This is a genomic window from Candidatus Pelagibacter giovannonii (assembly GCF_012276695.1).
Lineage (GTDB): Bacteria > Pseudomonadota > Alphaproteobacteria > Pelagibacterales > Pelagibacteraceae > Pelagibacter > Pelagibacter giovannonii.
Genome location: NZ_CP038852.1, coordinates 431,056 through 455,895, shown reverse-complemented (window position 1 = coordinate 455,895; position 24,840 = coordinate 431,056). Strand labels below are relative to the sequence as shown.

The 24,840-nt window shown below is 26.8% G+C and carries 25 protein-coding genes; 9 read left to right on the top strand and 16 right to left on the bottom strand.

Annotated features, from left to right (window positions below; genetic code table 11):
* Nucleotides 1–15: 15 nt before the first annotated feature.
* The 7 genes from purF to rpsF form a co-directional block, all read right to left on the bottom strand.
* Nucleotides 16–1,497 (bottom strand): amidophosphoribosyltransferase, encoded by a 1,482-nt coding sequence (purF, locus tag E5R92_RS02595; RefSeq protein WP_168606550.1) that lies wholly within the window; start codon nt 1,495–1,497, stop codon nt 16–18.
* A complete protein-coding gene (locus E5R92_RS02590) occupies nt 1,451–1,996 on the bottom strand; it encodes a CvpA family protein (protein WP_168606549.1) in 546 nt (181 codons plus the stop codon). The genes purF and E5R92_RS02590 overlap by 47 nt, the downstream gene beginning before the upstream one ends.
* Nucleotides 1,997–2,003: 7 nt before the next feature.
* On the bottom strand, nt 2,004–4,388 hold the full coding sequence (locus tag E5R92_RS02585) for an efflux RND transporter permease subunit (protein ID WP_168606548.1): 2,385 nt from the start codon (nt 4,386–4,388) through the stop codon (nt 2,004–2,006).
* Nucleotides 4,389–4,409: 21 nt separating this feature from the next.
* Nucleotides 4,410–5,828, bottom strand: a complete 1,419-nt coding sequence (locus E5R92_RS02580; RefSeq protein WP_168606547.1) for a replicative DNA helicase — start codon at nt 5,826–5,828, stop codon at nt 4,410–4,412.
* Nucleotides 5,829–5,895: 67 nt separating this feature from the next.
* Nucleotides 5,896–6,354, bottom strand: a complete 459-nt coding sequence (gene rplI, locus E5R92_RS02575; protein WP_168606546.1) for a 50S ribosomal protein L9 — start codon at nt 6,352–6,354, stop codon at nt 5,896–5,898.
* On the bottom strand, nt 6,355–6,633 hold the full coding sequence (rpsR, locus tag E5R92_RS02570) for a 30S ribosomal protein S18 (RefSeq protein WP_006997209.1): 279 nt from the start codon (nt 6,631–6,633) through the stop codon (nt 6,355–6,357). It lies immediately after the preceding gene.
* A 2-nt stretch (nt 6,634–6,635) separates the two neighbouring features.
* A complete protein-coding gene (gene rpsF, locus E5R92_RS02565) occupies nt 6,636–7,001 on the bottom strand; it encodes a 30S ribosomal protein S6 (RefSeq protein ID WP_006997208.1) in 366 nt (121 codons plus the stop codon).
* A gap of 86 nt (nt 7,002–7,087) precedes the next feature.
* On the opposite strand from rpsF, the gene fabD reads away from it, so the two are divergent.
* The 4 genes from fabD to gmk are packed head-to-tail and all read left to right on the top strand — an operon-like array spanning nt 7,088 to nt 9,678.
* Nucleotides 7,088–8,020 carry an ACP S-malonyltransferase gene (gene fabD / locus E5R92_RS02560; protein ID WP_168606545.1) on the top strand — a complete coding sequence of 311 codons (933 nt, stop codon included), beginning with the start codon at nt 7,088–7,090 and terminating at the stop codon, nt 8,018–8,020.
* Entirely contained in the window at nt 8,013–8,750 is a 738-nt protein-coding gene (gene fabG, locus E5R92_RS02555) for a 3-oxoacyl-[acyl-carrier-protein] reductase (protein ID WP_011281882.1), read from the top strand. The genes fabD and fabG overlap by 8 nt, the downstream gene beginning before the upstream one ends.
* Before the next feature lie 48 nt (nt 8,751–8,798).
* Nucleotides 8,799–9,038, top strand: a complete 240-nt coding sequence (locus E5R92_RS02550) for an acyl carrier protein (RefSeq protein WP_006997205.1) — start codon at nt 8,799–8,801, stop codon at nt 9,036–9,038.
* A 7-nt stretch (nt 9,039–9,045) separates the two neighbouring features.
* Entirely contained in the window at nt 9,046–9,678 is a 633-nt protein-coding gene (gene gmk, locus E5R92_RS02545; protein WP_168606544.1) for a guanylate kinase, read from the top strand.
* On the opposite strand, the gene rsmA is transcribed toward gmk, so the two are convergent.
* The 6 genes from rsmA to E5R92_RS02515 are packed head-to-tail and all read right to left on the bottom strand — an operon-like array spanning nt 9,667 to nt 16,974.
* Nucleotides 9,667–10,455, bottom strand: coding sequence for a 16S rRNA (adenine(1518)-N(6)/adenine(1519)-N(6))-dimethyltransferase RsmA (gene rsmA, locus E5R92_RS02540; protein ID WP_168606543.1), 789 nt, complete (start codon nt 10,453–10,455; stop codon nt 9,667–9,669). The genes gmk and rsmA overlap by 12 nt on opposite strands.
* Nucleotides 10,456–11,418 (bottom strand): 4-hydroxythreonine-4-phosphate dehydrogenase PdxA, encoded by a 963-nt coding sequence (locus E5R92_RS02535; RefSeq protein ID WP_168606542.1) that lies wholly within the window; start codon nt 11,416–11,418, stop codon nt 10,456–10,458.
* A complete protein-coding gene (locus E5R92_RS02530; protein WP_168606541.1) occupies nt 11,411–12,328 on the bottom strand; it encodes a peptidylprolyl isomerase in 918 nt (305 codons plus the stop codon). Before E5R92_RS02530 ends, E5R92_RS02535 begins: the two co-directional genes overlap by 8 nt.
* A 5-nt stretch (nt 12,329–12,333) precedes the next feature.
* Nucleotides 12,334–14,778, bottom strand: a complete 2,445-nt coding sequence (locus E5R92_RS02525) for an LPS-assembly protein LptD (RefSeq protein WP_168606540.1) — start codon at nt 14,776–14,778, stop codon at nt 12,334–12,336.
* Nucleotides 14,768–15,841: an LptF/LptG family permease gene (locus E5R92_RS02520; RefSeq protein WP_168606539.1), complete on the bottom strand. Its 1,074-nt coding sequence runs from the start codon at nt 15,839–15,841 to the stop codon at nt 14,768–14,770. The genes E5R92_RS02525 and E5R92_RS02520 overlap by 11 nt, the downstream gene beginning before the upstream one ends.
* Nucleotides 15,838–16,974: an LptF/LptG family permease gene (locus tag E5R92_RS02515; RefSeq protein ID WP_168606538.1), complete on the bottom strand. Its 1,137-nt coding sequence runs from the start codon at nt 16,972–16,974 to the stop codon at nt 15,838–15,840. Before E5R92_RS02515 ends, E5R92_RS02520 begins: the two co-directional genes overlap by 4 nt.
* A 60-nt stretch (nt 16,975–17,034) precedes the next feature.
* Between E5R92_RS02515 and E5R92_RS02510 the strand changes: the two genes are divergently transcribed.
* Together E5R92_RS02510 and ndk are read left to right on the top strand one after the other, a co-directional pair.
* Complete coding sequence (locus tag E5R92_RS02510; RefSeq protein ID WP_168606537.1) at nt 17,035–18,492, top strand: leucyl aminopeptidase; 1,458 nt, start codon at nt 17,035–17,037, stop codon at nt 18,490–18,492.
* Entirely contained in the window at nt 18,485–18,895 is a 411-nt protein-coding gene (gene ndk, locus E5R92_RS02505) for a nucleoside-diphosphate kinase (RefSeq protein WP_168606536.1), read from the top strand. The genes E5R92_RS02510 and ndk overlap by 8 nt, the downstream gene beginning before the upstream one ends.
* Here ndk and purN read toward each other — a convergent pair.
* Together purN and purM are read right to left on the bottom strand one after the other, a co-directional pair.
* Nucleotides 18,892–19,470, bottom strand: a complete 579-nt coding sequence (purN, locus tag E5R92_RS02500; protein ID WP_168606535.1) for a phosphoribosylglycinamide formyltransferase — start codon at nt 19,468–19,470, stop codon at nt 18,892–18,894. The two genes, ndk and purN, sit on opposite strands and share 4 nt — an antisense overlap.
* Nucleotides 19,448–20,476 (bottom strand): phosphoribosylformylglycinamidine cyclo-ligase, encoded by a 1,029-nt coding sequence (gene purM / locus E5R92_RS02495; protein WP_168606534.1) that lies wholly within the window; start codon nt 20,474–20,476, stop codon nt 19,448–19,450. Before purM ends, purN begins: the two co-directional genes overlap by 23 nt.
* An 11-nt stretch (nt 20,477–20,487) precedes the next feature.
* Between purM and E5R92_RS02490 the strand changes: the two genes are divergently transcribed.
* Genes E5R92_RS02490 through aspS form a run of 3 tightly spaced genes read left to right on the top strand, consistent with a single transcriptional unit; the run spans nt 20,488 to nt 24,011 of the window.
* The gene (locus E5R92_RS02490) at nt 20,488–21,567 is read left to right on the top strand and encodes a hypothetical protein (protein WP_168606533.1); all 1,080 of its coding nucleotides are present in this window, start codon (nt 20,488–20,490) and stop codon (nt 21,565–21,567) included.
* On the top strand, nt 21,564–22,226 hold the full coding sequence (locus E5R92_RS02485) for a P-loop NTPase family protein (RefSeq protein WP_229704558.1): 663 nt from the start codon (nt 21,564–21,566) through the stop codon (nt 22,224–22,226). Before E5R92_RS02490 ends, E5R92_RS02485 begins: the two co-directional genes overlap by 4 nt.
* The gene (aspS, locus tag E5R92_RS02480) at nt 22,227–24,011 is read left to right on the top strand and encodes an aspartate--tRNA ligase (protein ID WP_168606531.1); all 1,785 of its coding nucleotides are present in this window, start codon (nt 22,227–22,229) and stop codon (nt 24,009–24,011) included.
* Nucleotides 24,012–24,013: 2 nt separating this feature from the next.
* Here aspS and E5R92_RS02475 read toward each other — a convergent pair whose 3' ends face one another.
* On the bottom strand, nt 24,014–24,835 hold the full coding sequence (locus E5R92_RS02475) for a TSCPD domain-containing protein (protein WP_168606530.1): 822 nt from the start codon (nt 24,833–24,835) through the stop codon (nt 24,014–24,016).
* Nucleotides 24,836–24,840: the final 5 nt, after the last annotated feature.

Here is a 24,840-nt window from a genome sequence, read left to right as displayed (position 1 = left end):
TATATGATAGTTAATTTAGTTATTCGAAGCAGTGCTTAACAATGATAATTGAGTAATTTTATCATCACCCAGCTCGTCTATAGGTTTAACTGGGTATTCACCTGTAAAATAATGATCTGTTAATTGTGGATACATGTCATTACGTTTTTCAAATCCTATTGCTCTATACAAACCCTCAAGTGATAAAAAATCCAAAGATTTGGCACCTATATATTCACAAATTTCTTCATTTGTTTTGTTTGCCGCAAGAAGCTCTTTTTTAGTTGGTGTATCCACTCCATAAAAGTCAGGATATCTAATTTCTGGACAGGCAATTTTAACATGGACCTCTTTTGCACCAGCGTCATAAAGCATTTTAACAATTTTATGTGAAGTTGTTCCTCTTACAAGCGAGTCATCTATCAAAATAATTCTTTTATCTTTAATTGTAGATTGATTAGCATTTAATTTTAATTTAACCCCCAAACTTCTAATCTTTTGACTGGGTTCTATAAACGTTCTTCCAACATAATGATTTCTAATTAAACCTAATTCAAAATTAATTTTTAAGTGCTGAGCAAATCCAAGTGCTGCCGCATTCCCTGAGTCCGGTACAGGAACTATTATATCTGCATCAATCTTATTTTCTTTAGCAAGCTCTATACCTAGGTTTTTTCTATGCTCATAAGCTGATTTTCCATCTAATAAACTATCTGGTCTTGCAAAATAAATATATTCAAAAACACAAGGCCTAACTTTTCTTGCAGGGAAGGGTTTAAAACTTTTTAACTCATTGTTTTCAATTAAAACAATTTCACCATTTTCTACATCTCTTACGTACTTTGCTCCTATAATATCTAGCGCACATGTTTCGGATGCTAAGACGTAACTATCTTTTATTTTACCAATAATTAAAGGCCGTATTCCATGTGGGTCCCTAACACCTATTAACGTGTTTTGTGTAAGCATAACCAATGCGTAGCCACCTTGAATTTGAAATATAGCATCAATAACCTTATCAACAGTTTTGTTTCTTTTTGATTTTGCTATCAATTGAACAATTGTTTCAGTATCTGACGTTGTGTAAAAAATTGCTCCATCTTCAACTAACTTATTTCTAAGTGTAACAGAGTTAGTCAAATTTCCATTATGTGCAACACCAATACCACCTGCGTTAGTATCTGCAAAGAAAGGCTGGATATTTCTTAAGGTATTTTCACCAGTAGTACTATATCTGTTATGACCAATAGCATATTTCCCAAGTAAATTTTTCAATACTTTTTCTTTGTTAAAATTATCTCCAACCAGACCAAATCTTTTTTCTGAATGATATTTTTTCCCATCAAATGATACAATCCCACATCCTTCCTGACCTCTATGCTGAAGTGCATGGAGACCTAAAGCAGTTAGGGCAGCAGCATCATTACTATTGCTTATACCAAATACACCGCATTCCTCTTTAAGTTTTGGATTATAGTTCTTCAATTTTTTCTTTAGAATCTTGATAGTTTTTTTCATTTGGAAACTCTTTCAATAAATAATTACTACCTTTTTCTATGTATGGAAAGGTGTATGATTTATCAGTATTAATTGGCCATTTACTATAATTATACACAATATCTATAACTGAAAATAAACAAATACAGATAACATAACTTCGAATAAATCCAAAAAATAAGCCAAATAAGGAATCGAGCCTTCCTAATCCCACAAATTTTACTGTTTTACTAATAGCCTTGTTTGCAATTAGAATAATAAAGACCACTAAAACAAAAATAGTTATACCGAGTGCAATATCTAAGACATATTCACTATCAATTATATTTTTAAAATAAGGCTTAGCTTTTGGAAAAAGAATTAAAGTTACAACATATGCCAACAACCACTTTGAAGCTGACAATAAACTTAAAACAAAACCTTTACTATAACACTTGATAACTGAAAAAATTGTAATGATTATAAATATTAGGTCTATTAAAGAAACTACCTGATAAAAATCTTTTAAAGCTTCAAGCATAATGACTTTATTTTCCGAATGGTTTACTTATTAAAATAAGAGAGGGTAGCAAAGTTAATACAGAAATCATTGCAAGCAACATTGCTAAACCAGTGAATACACCAAAGTAAATTGTTGGTATAAATTTAGAAAAAACAAGAATTGAAAAACCAAAGACAATAGTTATTGAAGTATTTAGTATTGCAACACCCACTGTTGAGTGACAAACTTTTAGTGTTTTATTGTAATCTTTATTTTTTAAAAACTCTTCTTTAAATCTATATATATAGTGAATGCTATTATCTACCGCTATACCTATAGTTATTGCTGCAATAGTAATAGTCATCATATCAAGTGGTATTCCAAGGAGACCGATAATTCCTAAAATGAAGAAAGCTGCAATAAAATTAGGAACAACACCAATAAGTGATAGTTTAAAATTTCTAAATAAAATCATAAACATGGCAAAAATTCCAACCATAACCAAACCCAATGTTAGTATTTGAGATTTAAAAAGACTTTGGAGTAAATTATTAAATAAGATTAAAACACCAGCTAGTTTAAATTCTTCCTCGCTAAGTTTTAATTTATTCTCAAGATCATAATTTATTTGGTTTATTAAATCATTTCTTCTTAAACCATCCTGTGAGTCAATAATTCTAAGACTTATCCTAGCTTCATTATCTTTTATTGATATGTAGGGATCTATAATATCTTTTTTTATACTTTCTGGAATTTTTGAATAAAGAACACCCATTTCTAAGGTTCCAAGGGGTTTGTTGTTATTTAATTGTGTAGCAACTTCAATGATTGAGCTAAATGATAAAACTTTTCCAACCGCAGGAAGATTATCTAAATAATTATGAACATTTTGAATTTTTTGAATTTTATCTTTAGTAAACCAGTATTTTTCATCATCTTTACCACCTTCATCATCCCAGCTTTCAAACTCATCATCTTCCTTAGACTCAACAGCGACATTCTTCGGAAATTTTAATATAACTTCTAAAGGTGTAGTGCCACCTAGTTTTTCATCAATAAGCTTCATGCCTTTGTAGATCTCAGTATTTTTATTAAAATAATTTATAAAACTGTTTTCAACTTCAAGCTTACTTATTCCAACAACACTTAAGGCAACAACCAAACCTGTTACTAAAAAAATTATACTTTTGTTGTTAATAGAAATTTTACCAAAAAAAGAAGTAATTTTAGAATCTGTATCTTCTTTAACCTTTACTTTATTGTTAGACATAAAGCTCAATAGAGTAGGGAGTAAAGTGAATGTAATGATAAAAGAAGTTATCAATCCTAAAGTCATCATCCATCCAAAATCGATAATAGGTTTAATGCCACTAAATACTAAAGATAGAAAAGCACATATAGTTGTAAGTACTGTGTAAATGATCGGCCAAAACATCTTACTAGTTGTCATTGTAATAATTTTCAAATTATCTAAATTTTGAAAATCTTCTCTTAATTGTAGAAAACGGGTACTCATATGAATATTCATTGCCATAGTTAGAATTAACATTAGAGCAATAAAATTTGAGGATATAACAGTAACCTTCCAGCCTAAAAGACCAAGTAGACCTGTCATAATTAAAACTGAAAAAAAGCAGCTACTAATTGGAACAATAATCCAAATTAGTTTTCTAAATATAAACCACAGAGTAGCAATAATAAATATAAGAACTCCTAGACCAAAAACAATAATATCACTTTTAATAAATGACATCATATCATCAGTGATCATTGGAATACCTCCTAAGTATATTTTTCCAACATCTCCATAGGTTTTAATAACCTCTCTTATTTGGGTGATATTTTCATGATTTTTCTTTTTTAAAGTATCTTTATATTCTTCAATTTCTTGAGTTGATTTACTTTCAATATCTTTTAGTTCATCTTTTTTTATATAAACAATTATGCCACTTGTTTTACCATCTTCACTTATTACAAAATTTCTAAAAACTGGACTATTTAATATTTCTTTAAATCCTCTTTCAGTATCGACATCTTCATCTTTTAAAGTTTTAAAACTTTCTAGTCTTTCTTGAAGAGGTGCTTCTGAATTATTTAATAAAGGGATATCAAGTAGTGTAATAACGCTATGAACCCAATCTAGACTTTGAATTTTATATTTTAAACTTAAAAGATTATTAATAGAAGATTCAGTAACCATTCCCTCATTAGGAGAATAAGTTAAGATTAAAAACTCTTTAGAGCCATATCTTTCAGTAACTTCTTTCAAATATTCAAGATCGGGGTCCCCTTCGATTAACAGAGTATCAGATGAGGCATCTAGCCTAAAATCTTTAGAAAAATATCCAAAACTTAAAAGGGTAATTAATAGTAGTACAAAAATTGATTTAGGATTTTTTAAAATAATATTTTGATAAAATAGAGAAAGCATTCACAGCTAATATATTGGATATTAGTTAATTTGAGTATCTTTAAATTTGGTAAACATTGCCTCAAATTCTACCATAACATTACCCGTTGGGCCGTGTCTTTGTTTTCCAATAATAAGCTCTGCTAGATTTGACACCTCATTCATTTTTGCTTGCCATTCAGCATGCTCAACAGTTGCGGGTCTAGGTTCTTTTCTCTCTAAGTAATAGGCCTCTCTATATACAAACATTACAACGTCAGCATCTTGTTCAATTGATCCAGATTCTCTTAAATCTGATAACTGAGGTTTATGATCATCTCTTTGTTCTACCGCTCTTGATAGCTGTGATAGAGCTATCACTGGAAGTTTAAGTTCTTTTGCCATTGCCTTAAGGCCTTGAGTAATTTCGGAAATTTCTTGAACTCTACCATCTCTATTATTTCCAGATCCTCTCATCAATTGAATGTAATCTACAACAATCAAATCTAAACCAAATAATCTTTTAATACGTCTTGCTCTGTTGCTCATAGCAGCGATACTGATAGCTGGTGTTTCATCTATATATAAAGGAAGTTCAGAAATATTCTTTGAAGTCTCAATAAATTTATCAAATTGCTCATCAGAAATTCTTCCACGTCTTATATCGTTTGATTTAATTCTAGATTGTTCTGCTAAAATTCTAGTTGATAATTGCTCAGAAGACATCTCCAGTGAGAAGAAAGCAACTGCAGATTTTTTTCCACTTTCTTGTAGTTTTTGAGCAGCATTAAAAGCTATATTTGTTGCTAAAGCAGTTTTACCCATTGAAGGTCTACCCGCGATAATAATTAAATCTGAATTATGAAGCCCACCCAGTCTATCATCTAAGTCTCTTAGACCAGTAGGAACACCAACGATCCCTTCATCATTTTGATAAGCAGCTGAAGCCATTTCAATAGTTTGTTTCATCGCTTCATCAAATTTAATAAGTGATGAATTGAAAGAGCCTTTTTCAGCAAGATCAAATAATAATCTTTCTGAATTTTCAATTATATTTTGGCCATTAACATCAAGTGTATTTAGTTTTGCAGCATCAATAGTATTTTCAGATATCTTAATTAGTTCACGTCTTACAAACATATCATAAATAATTCTTGAATATTCTATTGCTTGTCTTGGAGGAGTAGAAAATTTTGTAACTTTTACTAAATATTCAGGAACATTTAATTCGTCCTTTTCATTTTCAAAATAATTTTTTAAAGTTATGGGGTTTGCAAGCATCCCTTTGTAAATTAGGCTTTCAATTGCTGAAAAAATACTTTGATGCATCGGGTCATAAAAATTAACACTTGAAACGATAGTATTTATTTCATCAAACGTTTCATTTTGAACTAATATTGATCCAATTACAGCCTGTTCAGCATCAATATTATTTGGAAGTTCTTTAAAAGTATCTTTAACTAGGCTGAGATTCTTTTCCATGAAGAAATCTTATCTCAATTAAGATTTAAAAAAATAACAAATATATGCTGGGGAAAAAATTGTATAATTATTGAATAGTATCAGCTGTAACTACATTAATAGTAATCTCAGAATCTACTTCAGAGTGTAGAATAATCTTAACCTTAAATTTACCAATTGATTTGATTTCAGTTATTGGTTGTATCATTGAAGGCTTAATATCTAGATTGTCATTTTCTAATATCAGTTTTGAAATTTCAGTTGGTTTAACTGATCCATAAAGCTCTTTATTTTCAGTACTTAATTTCTTAATTTGATACTCTTTATTGTTAATTTGTTCAGAAATTTTTTGAGCTTCTTTTTTCTTTTCAGAATCTTTTTTACTTAGCTCAGATTTAATCTTTTCAACTTCTGCAATATTTTCTTTTGAAGCATAAAGAGCTTTTTTATTTGATATTAAGAAGTTTCTAGCAAATCCTCTTTTAACATCTATGATCTCTCCAATAGATCCAATTCTTCTTAAGTTTTCTAAAAGTATAACTTTCATTTAAATTAACGCCAAATTCCTAGCTCTCTTAATAGACAGAGAAAGCTCTCTTTGTTTTTTTTGTGAAACATTTGTAATTCTTGATGGTAAAATTTTACCATTTTCAGACATATATTTTTTTAACAATCTGATGTTTTTATAATCAACTTCTGGAGCACCTTTAGCAGATAAAGGGCAAGTTTTTTTAAATTTATATTTATTAGGTTGAAAAATACTTAGTTTTGCAAAGTTACTTTGACTACCTTTTTTTTTATTTCCTGCTCTTTTTTTTGATGGCATAATTAGTCTCTATTATATTCTTTTTTATATTCTTTTTTTTCATACTCATCTTTTTTTGAAAAATATTTAGCTTCTAAATTAAATTTCTTAACCTTAACTGTCATGTATCTTAGAAGATTTTTATCAATTGCTTCATTTTTTTCTAATTCATCAATAATTTTTCCAGGACCTTTAATCTTAAAGTGCATATAGATGCCTTTTTTATTCTTTTTAATAATGTAAGCTAAATTTAACAAACCCCAATCTTCAGTTTGTACTATTTCTCCTTCATTTTTTTCAACTATTTTAGAATATTTTTCAGTTAATTGTTTAACTTGAGCTGGGCTAGTATCTTGTCTAGCAACTATTGTGTGTTCGTATAAATTCATAATTGTTCTTTAATAAAAAGTGAGGATATACTATTATAATTATTGAATTACAACACTTAAAACCATAATAAACTTTAGATATTTAAATGTTTTCTGTTATTTTTCCAGGTCAAGGCTCACAATTAGTAGGAATGGGTAAAGACTTACATGCTAAATATAGCTTAGTTCAAGATCTATTCAAGGAAGCAGATGATACTCTTGGTTTCTCACTATCAAACCTTATCTTAAATGGTCCTAAGGAAGAATTAGACTTAACTGAAAATACACAGCCAGCAATATTTTTACTCAGTTATTCAATATTTAAGTTAATCAAAGAAGAGTTTAAAATTGATTTAGACAAAGCAAAATTTTATGCAGGACATTCTTTGGGAGAATATTCGGCATTAACTGCAGCTGGGTCATTATCGTTTTCAGATACTTTAAAAATATTAAAAATTAGAGGTAATGCGATGCAAAACTCTGTTCCAAAAGGAGTGGGTGGAATGGTTGCCGTTTTGGGCTCTGAAATTGAAATAATAAAAAAAATTATTGATGAGAATAAAGATAAATACGAATGCTTCATTGCAAATGACAATTCTGTAGGTCAGATTGTTTTAAGTGGAAAAATTGAAGACCTGGAGAAAATTATGGTTGATTTGAAGGCTTCAAATATTAAAAATATTAAATTACCGGTTAGTGCACCGTTTCATTGTAAATTGATGAATAATGCAACACTTGTGATGAAAGAAGAAATAGCAAAATTAAATTTTAATGAACCTAAAAATATCCTAATCTCAAATGTAACAGGAAAAGAAATATCTAATTCAAATGAACTAAAAGAATTACTAGTTAAGCAAATTGAAAGTAGTGTTCGTTGGCGTGAGAGTGTTTTATTAATGATTGAGAAGGGTGTTACAGAGTTTATTGAAATAGGACCAGGCAAAGTTTTATCTGGATTAATAAAGAGAATTGACAAAAATGTTAAAGTTAGTGCAATAAATACAGAAGAGGATATAAAGTTAATTAATATCAATGAGTAGTTTAAAAGATAAAAATATTATAGTCACAGGTGCTTCAGGTGGAATTGGTAATTCAATAGTTGAGAAGCTAAACCAAAATGGTGCAAATATTTTAGCTACAGGGACAAGAATTGAGAAATTAGAAGAGTTAAAAGAAAAATTTAATAATATAAAAATTCTTAAATTTGATATTTCTCAACATGATAAAATCGAAGAATTTATAGAAAATGCCACCAAAGAACTAGGTGGATCTTTAGATTGCATTGTCAATAATGCAGGTATTACAAAAGATAATTTAACTATTAGAATGAGCTTAGAAGAGTGGTCAAAAGTGATAAATATTAATTTAACATCTACATTTCTAATGTGTAAATATTCGATTAAAAAAATGCTTAAAAATAAATCTGGAAAAATTATCAATATAACCTCTGTTGTTGGGCATACTGGTAATGTTGGACAAGCAAACTATACTGCATCTAAAGCAGGTATAGTTGCAATGTCAAAAAGCTTAGCAATTGAATATGCAAAAAAAAACATTAATGTTAATTGCATATCCCCAGGCTTTATAAGTACTGCTATGACAGACCAAATAGATGAAAAATTTAAAGAAACAATAATTGCTAAAATTCCATCTAATAGACTAGGTAAACCTGAAGATATTGCTAATGCAGTTAATTTCTTAAGCTCAGATCAGTCAGACTATATTAATGGAGAAACATTACATGTTAATGGAGGCATGTATTTGGGTTGACAAAACTACTTTTTGAACTAATAACGAAATATAACAAAAAGGAACATTATGTCAGAAGATATTTCAAGCAAAGTTAAAAAAATTGTAGCAGATCACTTAGGTATTGATGAAGCTAAAGTATTAGACGATTCAAGCTTCATAGATGACCTTGGAGCAGATAGTTTAGATACAGTTGAGTTAGTAATGGCTTTTGAAGAGGAATTTGGTTCAGAAATTTCAGATAGTGAAGCTGAAAAAATTCTTACTGTAGGTGACGCTGTTAACTTTATAGCAGGCAAAGCAAATTAGAAATTAAATGTCCATAAAAAAAGATGGGATAATGGTAATTTTATCATCCCCATCTGGGGCAGGTAAAACAACTTTAGTAAAACTTCTATCTAAAAATAAAAATTTTTATATTTCAGTTTCTCACACTACAAGAAAGCCTAGACTTAAAGAAATTACAGACAAAGACTACTACTTTGTTAATTATGATAAATTTGAAAATTTAATAAAAAACGAAGAATTTTTAGAATATGCAAAAGTATTTAATCACCTCTATGGAACAACTAGAACACCAGTAATTGAAAAATTAGAAAAAAGTGAAAATGTAATATTTGATATTGATTGGCAAGGAGCCGATCAGATCAGAAATAAAAAATTAAATTATAAATTAATTACTTTTTTTATTTTACCTCCAAGCAAAGAAATACTATTTGAAAGACTATCAAATAGAGATATGAAAGATAAACTAATAGTAGAAGAACGTATGAAAGAATTTAGTAGGGATGTTTTGCATTGGATTAACTATGACTACGTAATTATTAATGATAATCTAGAAGAATGTTATTCGAAAATTAGCAATTTAATTGATGCTGAAATTAATAATGGTTCAAAAGACTATGATAAAGATTTCATTAGAAAACATGTTGAAAAGCTAACCTCTTAAATCTTCATATTCTTTTATAAGTTTGAAATATGTTTCAGGTTCAAGATTTTGTGGCCTAAGATTAAGATCAATACCAAATTTTTCTGCAACATCTCTTCCATTAGCGAAAACTTGATTGAAAGGTTTTTTTAACATTTTTCTTCTTTGACTGAAGAATATCCTAGTAATTTTTTCAAGGTTTTTAGGATCCTTTAATTTAAAAAATTTTTTTTTTGGAGTGAACAAAAGCAAAGAACTATCTATTTTAGGTCTTGGTGAAAAACTTTGAGGCTTGATATCTATTATTTTTTCTACGTTCAATTTCCAGCTAGATAAAATTGACAATCTACCATATTTGGAGCTATTAAATTTTGATATAATTCTATCAGCAACTTCTTTTTGAAACATTAATATTAGGTTTTCGAACCAAAAATTTGAGCCAATATTCAGAATCCACTTGGATAAGATTTCAGTAGATATGTTGTATGGCAAATTACCAAAGACAGATAATTTTTGATTTGAAATTTTATCTTCAGAAACTTTTAAAATATCATCATTGATAATTTCTATTTCATTATCAAATTTTTCTTTTAGCACTATAGCTAAATCATCATCCTTCTCTACAACGTAGAGTTTACTTGGTTTTTGTTTCATAATATATGTAGTTAAATTACCGCTACCAGGTCCAATTTCCAAGACTTCTTTGCCAGTTATATTTGTTATTGATACAATTTTTTCAAGCACCTCTCGATCTATCAAAAAGTTTTGGCCTAAACTTTTTTTTGCTTTTATATACACTTATTTATCCAAAAATTTTAAGGCCTGAATTAAGCTTTTTGGATCAGACAAATTTTTACCTAACATAGAATAATTTGGACCATGATCAGGAGAAATCCGAGTAAATGGCAAGCCCAAAGTAATATTAATTGCATCAAAATTAAATAGAGCCTTCATAGGAGAAAGCACTTGATCATGATACATACCAATAATTACATCATATTTTCTTAATAATGATGTTGTAAAAATAGTATCAGCAGGAAATGGACCATTTATTTTAGTATTTTTTAATCTTAATTTTTTAATAGCAGGAATTATTATTTTATCTTCTTCAGAATTCTTAAAATTACTTTCACAATGAGGGTTTAATCCAGTTATTGCTATCCTTGGAAATTTATTAAATTTTATTTTATAGAAATTATTAATGAGATTAACTTGAGAATATATTTTTTGTTTTGTTATTTTCTTATAAACATCTTTTAAAGGCAGATGTGTTGTTAGTGGACTAACAGATAAATCTTTATTAAATATTAACATTGCAACTTTATTTTTTTTTGTTTTATCTGCTAGATATTCTGTAATACCTAAAGTTTTTCCATTTAAAAAAGACTTTTTTGAAACAGGACCGTTAATGAATTTTGATAAATTATTTTGTTTTATAAAATCTAGAGCAGTTTTAAAAGTTTCATCTATATATTGATTTGATTTACTGGTAATTTTTTCAAAACATTTTTTAAAGTTATAATCTACATTAATTAAATTAATCTTGTTATTATTTAATTTAGAGAAATTTTTTAATCTTTTATCAATATCATTTATTTTAAAATTAAAATTTAACTTTTTCATTTGTGCTTGAAGTAATTTTTTAGAAATAATAATTATTATTGGTGATTTATAAGTATTAGTTTTTAAACTTTTAAAAAAAATTTCTAAAAAAACACTATTGGGTTCACCACCCACAATTATTATCGGTTCTTTACCCATTAAAATCTAAATTTTTTTTAATCTTATTATAATAAATTTTTGAATATTGATTTAACTGTCGGTTGCGTTCATAATTAATTGCTTTTTTTAATTCATTTTCTGTATCAATAGTAGTTTCTGAGTTTTTTGTATTTATTAATTTTATTATCAATATACCGTTTGATAAAATTATAGGTTTTGTAAATTCTCCAACTTGTAAGATGTTTATATTTTTTCTAATATTTTCATTAAGTGAATTTTCATTGATCCAACCAATATCACCACCAATTTTAGCTGACTCAGAAAAGCTGTACATTACAGCACTATTTTCAAAACCTATTTCATTTATACTTTTAACTATTTCTTTATATTTTTTTTTGATTTCATCTTTAGTTGCAACTTCAAAAATGATCTCAGACAATTGGTATTCTTTTGTTTGAATTTTACTATTTTTTAAAATCTCTTTTTTAATTGCAGTTTCATTAATAGTAACTTTAGAGCCATATTTTTTTATAATTAGTTCATTCCATAATGCGTCAATAATAATTTTTGTTTTAATATCACTTATTTTTAAGTCATAATTTTTTAAATATTTTTCAAATTCATTTATTGATTTTAAGTTCAACCTTGAGTAAATGTTTTTTAAAAGATGTTCAGAATAGTCTTCATTTAATTTTAGTTCTTTAAAATTTTTTAATATTTCTATTTTTTTAATTTTTTCTCTTATTGCAGATTCATTAGAAATGCTCAATATTTTTTCTTCATCTAATTCCTTCAAAGAACTATTAAGAGCTAAGAGGTATTTAAATTCATTTTTGATATCAATGTTAGTTATAATTTCATTTTGAATGCTATGAATTATTTTTGTTTCAATCGCCTGAACTTGAATAAAGACTAAAAAAAATAAAAATATTAAATTTTTTTTTTTCATACAGTCTATTTCAAAGCCATTTTATCTGGTGAAAAAGTTCCAAGTGGAACTATAGTTATAGAAAAAAATAATTCTTCAACTGGTTTAATATCAGCATCATTATAATAGTTTTTTCTGTATTTTATACCAGCAACTAAACAATCATTTTTATATTCATATATCAAATCATAGTATTCTGTTAAATCAAGTTTTCGATTTCTTCTTGTGTTAAATAATATAGAATTTTGATCATCAAAGTTATACTTTGTAGTATTTTTAATTATATTGGTACTGCCAACAACACCTCTTTCCTCTAAATAATCAAATTGAGTAACAAAATTTCCAAACTCCATTTGGGTTATTAAAGAACTGTATTCAAAAGTATTCAAATCTTCTGTTAAGGAAAAATTATAGCCTAACGAAATATTCTTAACAGGTTTAAAATTAAATTGCCCAAATATATTGGAGTTTTTTTTATTTAAAGTACTATTTGTAGGGATATTTTTTTCTTCATCTAATCTGAAAACTGAAGCAAGTTTAAAGTCAATATATTCTTCAATCTCATTTATTTTATTACTAGTATTAACTTTTTCTTTTTTAAAGTTTAAACCTAATGTAATAGACTCACCTGCCTCAAATGAGTTACCTAAACTTAATCGATTAGAGGAAAAAATATTACTAACATCAATTCTTCTAGATTCGTTGCTATTATTTTTCATTTCATGAGGGCTAAGCCTTAAAGATAGTTTTGGTTCTAAAGTATTGAATGTTTTGGGGTTTTTTTTAATTAGTGGTAATGAAGCATTGTATGTATATGCGCTCATCAGTTCTGATTGTGGACTATTTTTATATGTAGGATTATTTTTACCAACAGTATTGATATTTTTTAGAGCAACTTCAAAATTTGTCTTAATTCCATTATCAAAGAACTTATTTAAAGCAGAGTAATTTAAATCATTTGATATTGAAGATGTAGCAACATTTGTATCATTTAAAGTATTATCTCCATATGAGTTGAAATTAAAACTACCTTTAATATTCTCAAAAATGTAATTTTTTGAAAAATCATAACTAGGTAAAACATATTGATATCTGTCACTATTGGAACCTTCCAAGGTTTCATACATTTCAAATGAGGTTGTTAGATCATAGTTTTCATGTTCTAGATCTAATTCAATTTTAGTTTCAAGAACACTATTGTCATCTAGTAGAAGAGGAGACTGTAAATCAAATACTTTTAAATAGTTATCATTTGATACTTTCTGGTATTGAACTTGAAGCATGCTTTTTCTAAAGTTGTCTAATGACAAATCTACCAACGTATTAGTGAAAAGATGAGACCTTGTATCCCCCTTGTCTTGAGTGCTAGAGTCATGACCATTAACGAAACTGAAATCTGATATTGTTAATGAATTTTTAGTTTTTAGTCTATATTCACTTTGTAATAAAAATTTATTATCACCAAAAAGCCTCGGTTTTATTGTTAAGTCTTTGTCATCAGATATTGCTATAAAATAAGGCATATAAACTGAACCACCAAGATTATCTGAACTTCCAAATTCTGGCTTTAAAAATCCAGATTGTCTTTCTACTGTTGGGTCTGGATGAAAAAACTTAGGAAAGTAAGCAACTGGAAAATCATAGACTTCAAGCCAAGCATTTTTATATGTAATTTGTTTTTTAATTTTATCATGGTGAATTTTATTAGATGTAATCTTCCATGGAGGACACTTATCTGTTTTTTTACAAGATGTAAAAACACCCTTTTCAAAGTATGTATTAAATTTATTACCATAACCTGAAACTGCACTTATTCTCGGATCATTTTCGTTATTACCAAATAAATTTTTGTGGAACTTTGCAATGATATTTTTTCCCAAAAATTTATTTTTTTTTAAATCAAAAAAACCAGTCTTAAACGAAAATTCATCACTTTTATTTTTTTTATCATTTGTTATAGCAACTATATTTTCACCTTTAAGAATTTCTTTGTCTATAGAGTATTGAAACTGTTCCAGTTTATAAGTATTTGATTCACTGTCAGTAATAATTGCATTTTTTTTCGATGATAAAATCATTTTATTTTTAAAAAAAATCAAATCAAATCCTTCGATATCGTATTTATTTGAAATCTTTATTAATGTTTTACCTAGCGTAAAAATTTTTTCTTCATTCTTAAGATAAAAAATTTGTTGAGCATTAATACTTATATCATTATTTAAATCAAAAAGCTGAACATTGCCATTTGCTTCTAGTCTGTTAATCTTTTTTAAATATTCAAAATTATCTGATATTAATTTGAGCTGACTATCAGTTCTAATTGTACCTCTATTATTGCCTTTATATGTATTTCCATTATCGACGATTTCTAAATCAGAAACTTCAAAAATAAACTCTTCTCCAAGAACTTTACTAAGGTTGCAAAGAGTAAATATGATTACAAGAAAGCAGGTTGCAAATTTATTTTTCATTTAATTTTATTATAGAGACGAAATTTATTATTGTTAATATAATCAATGGTAAAAAAATTGAAAGAGTTAAAGGAATCTTCTCATTTGTCCCTAGGACACTTAAAAAATTATTTATATAGTAAATAATTACTGATAAAAAAATTCCTAATACAATCTTAAAAAATGTATTCTTTTGATAGCCAATGTTAAACATAATAATTGCAGAAAAAATTGTAATTAGGGTTAAATAAATTGGATAGGAAGCAATTTTCAACAAGTGAGAATTTATATCAGTTACAGAATAATTTAAAGATATATAGCTTTTCCTTAAAGTAATTAAATCAATTATACTTAAAGAAGAAAGGTTTGAAAATAAGCTATTTATTTTTTGTAAGTCAAAATTTGACTCTAATATTATTTTATCTAAAGAACTTTGTGAGTTGCCTTTCAAAATTGTGGGGTTAAATATTATCCAATTTTTTGATGTAATATCAACTTTTTTACTTTGTAATATTTCAACAATATTAAAATCTTTATTGAACCTAGTTATGGAAACATTAAGTAGAAACTCATTGTTAACTTTAAGCGCATTAATTATATTTATTTCATCATTTATTTCATCTTTGATCCAAAGACCATTTTCAGTGATAACAGCTAGATATTTATTATCGTCAGAATAATTATTTTTAATTAATAGATAGGAGTTCTTTAAAATAGAGGATCCATTATAAAAAAAAGCAACTAAAACAATACCAAGTATGAATGAGTACAATCCTAAAATTTTTATAATTTTAAGATTATTTAGACCAGTATACTTAAAGACCTCCAATTCATTTTTGTTGATAAGATAAATAAAAAATATCTGCGTGCTCAATAAAAAGATAAAAGGAAGTATTTCAAATAAAACTGAAGGTGTGTTTAAGAAAGACAAAAAGACAAGATATAAAAAACTTAAATTTATATCTCTAAAAAATTCAGCTTGTTCTAAAATATTTGTAATTAAAATAATAACAAAAAAAATAGTAAAGATTTTGATAAAAGATATGTTAAAAAGATTAATCAAGAACTTAATATACGTTTTCATATTTTATTGATCTTTAATTTAAATAAAAAGTAGAGATAAATGATTAATGTTAAGATTAATGGAAAAATTGAAAAAAATAAATTCTGCAATAAATTTGTACTTATCAATTTTGATGATGATTCTAAAAAAATAATAAAAAGAAAAGCAAATAAATAGATCTTAAATTTATTAATATTGAATGAATGGTCACTTTTTGATTTTAATATAAATAAAAGTGAAATTGAAATTAGAAAAGTTACATATAGAGGCTTTACTAATCTTGAATAAAGTTCTTTGTAAACATTTTCTAAATTTTCTAATCTACAGTTTTTAATATTTCCGATTTCAATATCTTTAAAATTTATTGATGATTTTTTAAAAAATAGAGAGCATTTAATCAAATCTATTGTCGGTGTTTCTTGTATTTTTTGATGCATGATTGTATTCGAGCCAAATTTTGAAATATTGTAATCTGTCTTTGAGAATTTAAATTCCGAAATTTTCCCATTTATATTATTAATAGATCTACCATCATATAATATTAATGTTTTTGTATTATCTTCTGTTTTTATTGTTGCAGTTTTAGCAAAAGTAGTTTGTGAGTTATTAATATCTATTTTTTCATTTAAGAATATATTTATTAGTTCACCATTTATATTTTTTTTTTCAAAATAAATTGTCAAACTTCCAATAACATCTATAAATTTTTTAGGCTTAAGTATACTTTCAAAAAAATCTAAGTTAGAGGATCGTATAAAAGATCTTGCTTTATCTTGTGCATATGGAGTTATAATAGCATTTAATAGTAAGCTGATAAGTACAAACCAAAGAGAAAATTTAATAAAAAAATTTATAAAATTAATTTTTTTAATTCCAAAATTCCAAAATATAACCAACTCATTTTTATTTTCGTATTTCAACAATATATAAGAAAAAGCTAAAAATATAGCAAAAGGAAAAATTCTACTGATAATTTTAGGAAAACTCAGTAATGTATATTTAAAATATACAAGAAAGCCATGACCGTCTTCTATAACAAAATCCAGATAATTAACTGCCTGCAATACCCAAATAATTATACCAAGAGTGAATACTGCTAATAAGAAAAAATTTACACAATCTTTAGATATTTTTTTATAAACAATTTTTTTCATTGAAATACGGTAAATTAATTCTTATATATCATTCTGCTCGCTTAGAGTGTATTTAAATTTATGACTATTCAAATTAATTACAAAAACCTAGGTTCCAAAAAAGATTTAACCAACCTTGTCCTATTTGTTGATGAAAATTTCAATATTAATAGTTTAAAAAAACATCTATCAAATGTAGAATTTTCTTACATATCTGATTTGTTAAAAAACAGTGATTTAAAAAAAGACTTACTTTTTTTTGAAGTTAATTCAAAAAAGATAGTATTTTTAGTATCTATTAAGAAAGGTGTAAAAATATCAGATATAGAAAATTTGGGTGCTAAATTTCACAATTATATCAATTATGATAAGAAGAAAGAATACTTTATAAATTCGGATACAGTCAATAGTAAAATTAAAAATTTTATAGGTTATTTTCTGCATGGACTGAAATTAAAATCATATGAATTTAATATCTACAAGTCAAAAAAAAATAAAAATATTGTTTCTATAAATGTTATAGGAAATAAAAATAAAATATCTACTCAAGATCATTTAAGATTTAAAGCCCTAGAAGAAGGAAGTTTTTTTGCAAGAGATCTTGTGTCTGAACCAGGAAACATTTTACACCCAGATGAATATGCAAAAAGAATAAATAAACTTAAAAAATTTGGATTAAAAATTAATATATATGATGAAAAAAAATTAAAAAAACTTGGAATGAACGCTTTACTAGGTGTAGGACAAGGTAGTATCCGAGGATCATATCTCGTAACAATGGAATGGAATGGAGCAAAAGATAATTCTAATCCATTAGCTTTTGTTGGTAAAGGAGTTTGTTTTGATACTGGTGGTTATTCATTAAAGCCAGCAAAGTTTATGGAAGATATGACTTATGATATGGCTGGCTCAGCTACTGTCGTGGGTTTAATGAAAAATTTAGCATTAAGAAAAGCAAAGATAAATGCTGTTGGGGTTGTGGGGCTTGTTGAAAATATGGTGAGTGGAAACGCTCAAAGACCTGGTGACATAGTAAAATCTTACAGTGGCAAGACAATAGAAGTATTAAATACAGATGCTGAAGGTAGATTGGTTTTGGCTGACGCTTTAACCTTTACTGAAAAAAAATTTAAACCTAAATTTATGATTGATCTGGCAACTTTAACAGGCGCTATTATAGTTTCATTGGGTTCTGAATATGCAGGTCTATTTTCAAATAATGATAAATTGTCAAAACAATTATTAGAAGCAGGAGACAAAGTTGAAGAAAAATTATGGAGAATGCCACTGCATAAAAATTTTGACAAACTTATAGATTCAAAAAATGCAGATATGCAAAATATTAATTATGTGGGTGGTGCAGGATCTACAACCGCAGCACAGTTTTTACAAAGATTTATTTTAAATAAAACGCCTTGGGCCCACCTAGATATAGCTGGTATGGCATTTTCAAAATATGGTGGTGCTTTAAATTCAGGTGGCGCGACTAGCTATGGAGTAAGATTATTAAACCAACTAATAGAGGACAATTATGAGTAATACAGAACAAACACTATCAATTATTAAACCTGATGCGGTTGAAAGAAATTTAGATAATGAAATCAAAGAAATGTTTACAAATAAAGGTTTCAAAATTATTAAAGATAAAAAAATCCAGATAGCAAAAGCTGAAGCAGAACAATTTTATAAAGTTCATGAAACAAAACCTTTTTATAATGATTTATGTGCTTATTTGTCTTCAGGACCGATAGTAGTGATGGTGTTAGAGAAAGAAGATGCAGTTTTAGGAAACAGAGAATTAATGGGTGCTACGAAACCAGAGGATGCTGCAGAGGGAACTATAAGAAAAAAATATGGAATTTCAATTGATAAAAATTCTGTACATGGTTCAGATAGTGTTGAAAACGCTAAAATTGAGATTGATTTTTTCTTTAAAGATTAATTAAATATTTTTTTTATTGCTGTAGGGTAGAGCTTATGCTCTTGTTTTAAAACCTTTTTAGCCAAAGAAGTAAAGGTATCTTTCTTTAAAATTTTAACTTTCTTTTGTAGAATTATTTTTCCAGAATCAAGTTTTGCTGTTACAAAATGAACGGTGCAACCTGCTACCTTATCTTTATTTTGTATAGCTTTAGTATGGGTATCAAGCCCCTTATACTTTGGCAGTAAAGAGGGGTGCATATTAACTATTTTTCCTTTAAAATTTTTAATAAATTTTTTAGATAAAATCTTCATAAAACCAGCAAGACAAATAAATTTTATATTTTCTTTGTTTAATAAATCTAATATTTTTTTTTCAGCTATTTTTGGATGTTTAAAACTTGATATATATTTTTTAATATTAAATTGATTTGAAAATCTTAAGCCTTTGGCTTTTGAGGTATTTGAAAAAATTAAATTTATGGATATAGGTGAATTTTTTTCCTTAGAAAACTTTATTAGATTTTTTAAATTACTTCCAGTTCCGGATATAAAAACTGCTGTTTTAATCTTTTTAAGACCAGTCAATTTTACCACTAAGTTTAACTTTATTTTTTCCCACAGTTATTTTTCCAATAACATAGGGTTTAAATTCTTTTGTAAAAAATTTAGTAATTTTATTTAGGTTTTTAGGGTTAATTATTAAACAAAAACCAACTCCACAATTGAATGTTTTTAACATTTCTTTATCATCAATATTATTTTTCTTTAACCATTTAAAAATTTTTTTTGTTTTAACTTTATTTAAATCTATCTCTGCAACCAATCTATCAGGGATAACTCTTTTAATATTATCTGCTAATCCGCCACCAGTAATATTTGCGCACCCATTTAAAAGATTTTTATCAATTAAATTTAAAACTTCTTGCACATAAATTTTTGTAGGTCTTAGTAATTCTTTTGTTAAAAATGAATTATCTTTTAAATTAATCTTTTTGTTTTTAAGAACATGCCTGACCAAAGAGTAACCATTTGAGTGAATACCACTAGATGGTATAGCTAACACCAAGTCATTTTTTTTTATATTTTTCTTTTCTAATAATTTTTTTTCATCAACTAAACCTACTGCAAAACCTGCTATATCAAATTTACCTTTTTCATAAGTACCTGGCATTTCTGCTGTTTCACCACCAACTAAATCACAGTTTGAAATTTTACAGCCTTTTACTATTCCTTTGAGGATTGATTTTAATTTATTTAAATCAATTTTATTAATAGAAATATAATCTAAAAATAAAAGCGGTTTTGCTCCTTGAACAATGAGATCGTTTACGCTCATAGCAACTAAATCAATGCCAATTGTGTCATATTTATCAAGTAAATTTGCTATCTCTACTTTTGTACCAACGCCATCTGTACAAGCTACGATTTTAGGATTTTTAAGATGTTTTGGGATATTTGTTATTGAGCCAAAGCCACCAATATTGTTAAACTTTTTTTTGCCTTTATTATTTGATGATATTGACGATATAAATTTAACAAAATTATCAGCAGCATTTATGTTTACACCACTTTTTTCATAGGTAAATTTTTCTTTTTTCATTAGTATAATATATGCAAATAATTAATAAATTTTATAAATTACTGAATGTATATATTTATTTTATTTTATTCTCTCTATTAATAGTATTTTTTTCCACAACTTATTCAAATGCAAATGGATTTAAGGTATCTAACATTGAAATATCTTCACCATTTGAACTAAACTTTGAAAAAAATAATGTAATTGATAAAGGATTTCAAACATCTTTTTCTGACTTAATTTCAATGATTACAACCTCTGGTGATAGAAAAAAGATAAAAAATGTTTCAAATAAAGAACTTAAGGGCATGATCGATTCTTTTACTATTAGTGATGAAAAATTTATAAACAATGAGTATTTTGCAAATTTAGAAACAACTTTTAATAAAAAAAAGATTCTTAAATTTTTAGAAAATAAAAATATTTTTCCATCAATACCTCAAAGAAATAAGGTCTTATTATTTCCTATTCTTATAGAAACTAAAAACAACAATATTCATCTTTTTAATGATAATATTTTTTATGATAAATGGAATGAACAAAAAAACTCTTATGATTTGTTGGATTATTTATTACCAAGTGAAGACATTGAAGACTTGGTAGAATTACAAAAAACATTCAAAGATATTGAAACTTATGATTTTTCAAATCTAATTAACAAATATGATATTAAAGATAGTATAATTTTGATAATATATAAAGAAACTAACAGTGTAAGAACTCTTTCAAAAATTAATTTAAACAATACTTTGAAAATTCAAAATAAGAACTATCCCAAAATAGATATTATAAACGTGGATGACTTTTCCAATATTGTTAAAAGTTTAAAACAACTTTATGAAAATCAATGGAAAAAAAATAATGAAATTAATACTTCAATAAAACTTTCTATAACAATATCTATTAATTCCAAAAAAACAAAAAAAATTATAGAGCTGGAACAAGCACTTGATAGTTTAGATTTAGTATCTGACTTTAATATCTTAAATTTTAATAGTGAGAGTATTCAGTATAAAATTACTTATAATGGCACACCTAATATATTTTTAAATGACATGAGAGAAAAGAATCTTGAATTAGAAATAGAAAATAATATGTGGACATTAAAATGAAAAATTTAAATCAATTATTATTAGATTTTGATTATGAGCAAAACTTTAAAGATGATGATTTTTATGTTGGTAAGAGTAATTTTTATGCTTTTGAAATGATTAACAAATGGCCAAAATGGGAAAAAAACTTTTTAAATATCAATGGTGAAAAATTTTCAGGAAAAACCCACTTAGTAAATATTTTTTTGAAAAAGTTTAGTGGCATTAGGATTGATGTTAATTCATTAAATGATGAAAACCTTAAATCTATCAAACCCTATCAAAACATAGTTTTAGAGGATTTAAATTTAAATATAAATGAGAAGTTGATTTATTCACTCTTCAATATAATAGATCAAGATAATAAGTTTTTGATAGTGACATCAATCAAACCAATATCTGAGATCAACTTTCAACTGGATGATCTTCGATCTAGAACTAAAAACTGTCTTTTTGCAAACATTCAAAACCCAGATGATGAGCTAATGTTTGCACTGATATTAAAAAATTTATCAGATAGACAAATTACTTTAGATAAAAAGCTGATTGACTTTATTATTAAAAGAATTGAGAGATCGTATGGCAAAATATTTGAATTCATATATAAAATTGACAAGATTAGTTTAAAAAAAAAGAAATCAATCGATTTTAAAATTATTAATGAAGCTCTTGAGGAATAAGTGAATAAATACAGAACACATACATGTAGTGAGCTAACAATAGATAGCAGTGGTAAAGATGTCATTTTGTCAGGTTGGATCAATAAAAAAAGAGATCATGGAAATTTACTGTTCATAGATTTAAGAGATAATTTCGGGATGACTCAGTGTATCATAGATAAGAGTAATGAAAATTTTAAATCATTAGAAAAAATTCAATTAGAAAGCGTAATTAAGATAAATGGTAAGGTTGTTGAGAGAACAAAAGAAACCATTAACACGGATCTACAAACTGGTGAAATAGAAGTTAATATAAACTCATTTGAAGTACTTGGTACTTGCAAAGAGTTACCAATGCCAGTTTTCAGTGACCAAGAATATGCTGAAGAAATTAGACTGAAGTACAGGTTCTTAGATTTAAGAAGAAAAAAAATTCATGATAATATTATTTTAAGGTCAAAAGTTATTTCTTTTATTAGAAGTGAAATGTCTAAGCTTGGTTTCTTGGAGTTTCAAACACCAATATTAACATCATCCAGCCCAGAAGGTGCAAGAGATTTTTTAGTACCAAGCAGATTAAATCCTGGAAAATTTTATGCACTACCACAAGCACCACAACAATTTAAACAACTTATAATGGTTTCTGGTTTTGATAAATATTTTCAAATAGCCCCATGCTTTAGAGATGAAGATGCAAGGGCAGATAGAAGTCCAGGAGAATTTTATCAGCTCGATTTAGAAATGTCTTTTGTTGAGCAAGAAGACGTTTTTAAAGTTGTTGAAAAATTAATAGTCAATGTTTTTAAGAATTTTTCTTCAAAAAAATTAATGTATGAAAAATTTCCAAGAATACCTTATGAGGAATCTATGGTTAAGTATGGATCGGATAAACCAGATTTAAGAAACCCATTAATAATTTCTGATTTATCAAAGATTTTTACCCGCGATGATGTTACATTCGAGATATTTAAAAAACTTGTAAAATCTGGCTCTAAAGTAAGATGTATAGTTACAAAAAATACAAAAGATAAACCTAGAAGTTTTTTTGATAATATTGATAAATGGGCAAAAGAGCAGGGGGCATCAGGTCTTGCTTATTTTACAATTGAAAAAGAAGAAAATCTTTCAGCAAAAGGACCAGTAGGAAAATTTTTCTCACAAGAAGCTTTAGAAGAAATAATGAAAATTACAGGAGCTGAAGTTGGGGATAGTATATTTTTTGCTTGTGGCAAAATAAAAGATGTTGAAAAGATAACTTCTCTAGCTAGAGACAAAATTGCTAATGATTTAGACTTAATTGATGATAATACTTTTGCGTTTTGTTGGATTGTTGATTATCCAATGTTTGAAAAAAATGAAATAACTAATAAAATTGAATTTAGTCATAATCCATTTTCAATGCCTCAAGGTGATATAAAAGATATTGATCTAGATAATCCACTTGATATTAAAGCCTACCAATACGATATTGTTTGTAATGGGATAGAACTATCTTCTGGTGCAATTAGAAATCACGTACCTGAATTGATGTATAAGTTATTCTCAATTGCTGGATATCAAAAAGAAATAGTTGATGAAAAATTTAGTGGAATGATCAATGCTTTAAGTTATGGAGCTCCGCCTCATGGCGGTATAGCACCAGGTATTGATAGAATTGTAATGTTATTAGCAAATGAAAAGAATATTAGAGAAGTTACAATGTTCCCAATGAATCAAAATGCTCAAGATTTAATGATGAATGCTCCATCAAAAGTTAACGAAGAGCAGCTTAAAGAGCTTGGTTTAGCTTTAAAACTTAAAAAATAATATTACTTTTTACCTTTTAAGCTTATCTTAACGTCAGATAAATCAACAAGATTTTTTTTATAATTATTTCTAACAAAGCCTTTGCTAGTTACATCTTTTATAATTTTAAGTAATTGATTTTGATCCTCAGTATTTTCTTCTTCAGGTGAAGATCTATCTGATCCACCAATAGATGGGGTGTGTGCTAGGTCTTCTCTATTTTGGTATGAAATAGCGAGTTCTCTAAATATATAATCGAGTATTGAAGAGGCACTCATTATTCTGTCATTACCATGAACTTTTCCAGAAGGCTCAAATTTAGTATCAACATAAGCGCTAATAAATTCATCTAAAGGAACCCCATATTGAAGCCCAAGTGATATAGCTATTGCAAAATTATTCATCAAAGCTTTTACCAATTCACCTTCTTTACTTGTGTCTATGAAAATTTCTCCAATTTTACCATCTTCATATTCTCCGGTGTGAAGATAAACTTTATGATCACCAATTGTGGCTTTTTGGATATAACCCTTTCTTCTATCAGGCATGCCAAATCTTTTACCCACACCTTCATTAATTTGTTTAACAAAAGCAGTATTATTTTCTTTTGAAACAATTTTTGGTTGGCTTTGCTCAGATATAATATCTAACTTTTTAGGCTCAATTACTTTATTATTTGGATCTAAGCTTTTTGTTTTTCTTGTATCAAGCTTAACATCTAAAACTTCAAATTTTCCATCATCGCGTTTTTCAAGGTTTGCTAACTCTGTTTCATTAATATCATCTAGATAATGATTAACCTTAAAGCTACAAGTATAATAAGTTTCTACTAAATATTTTGCCATTTTTC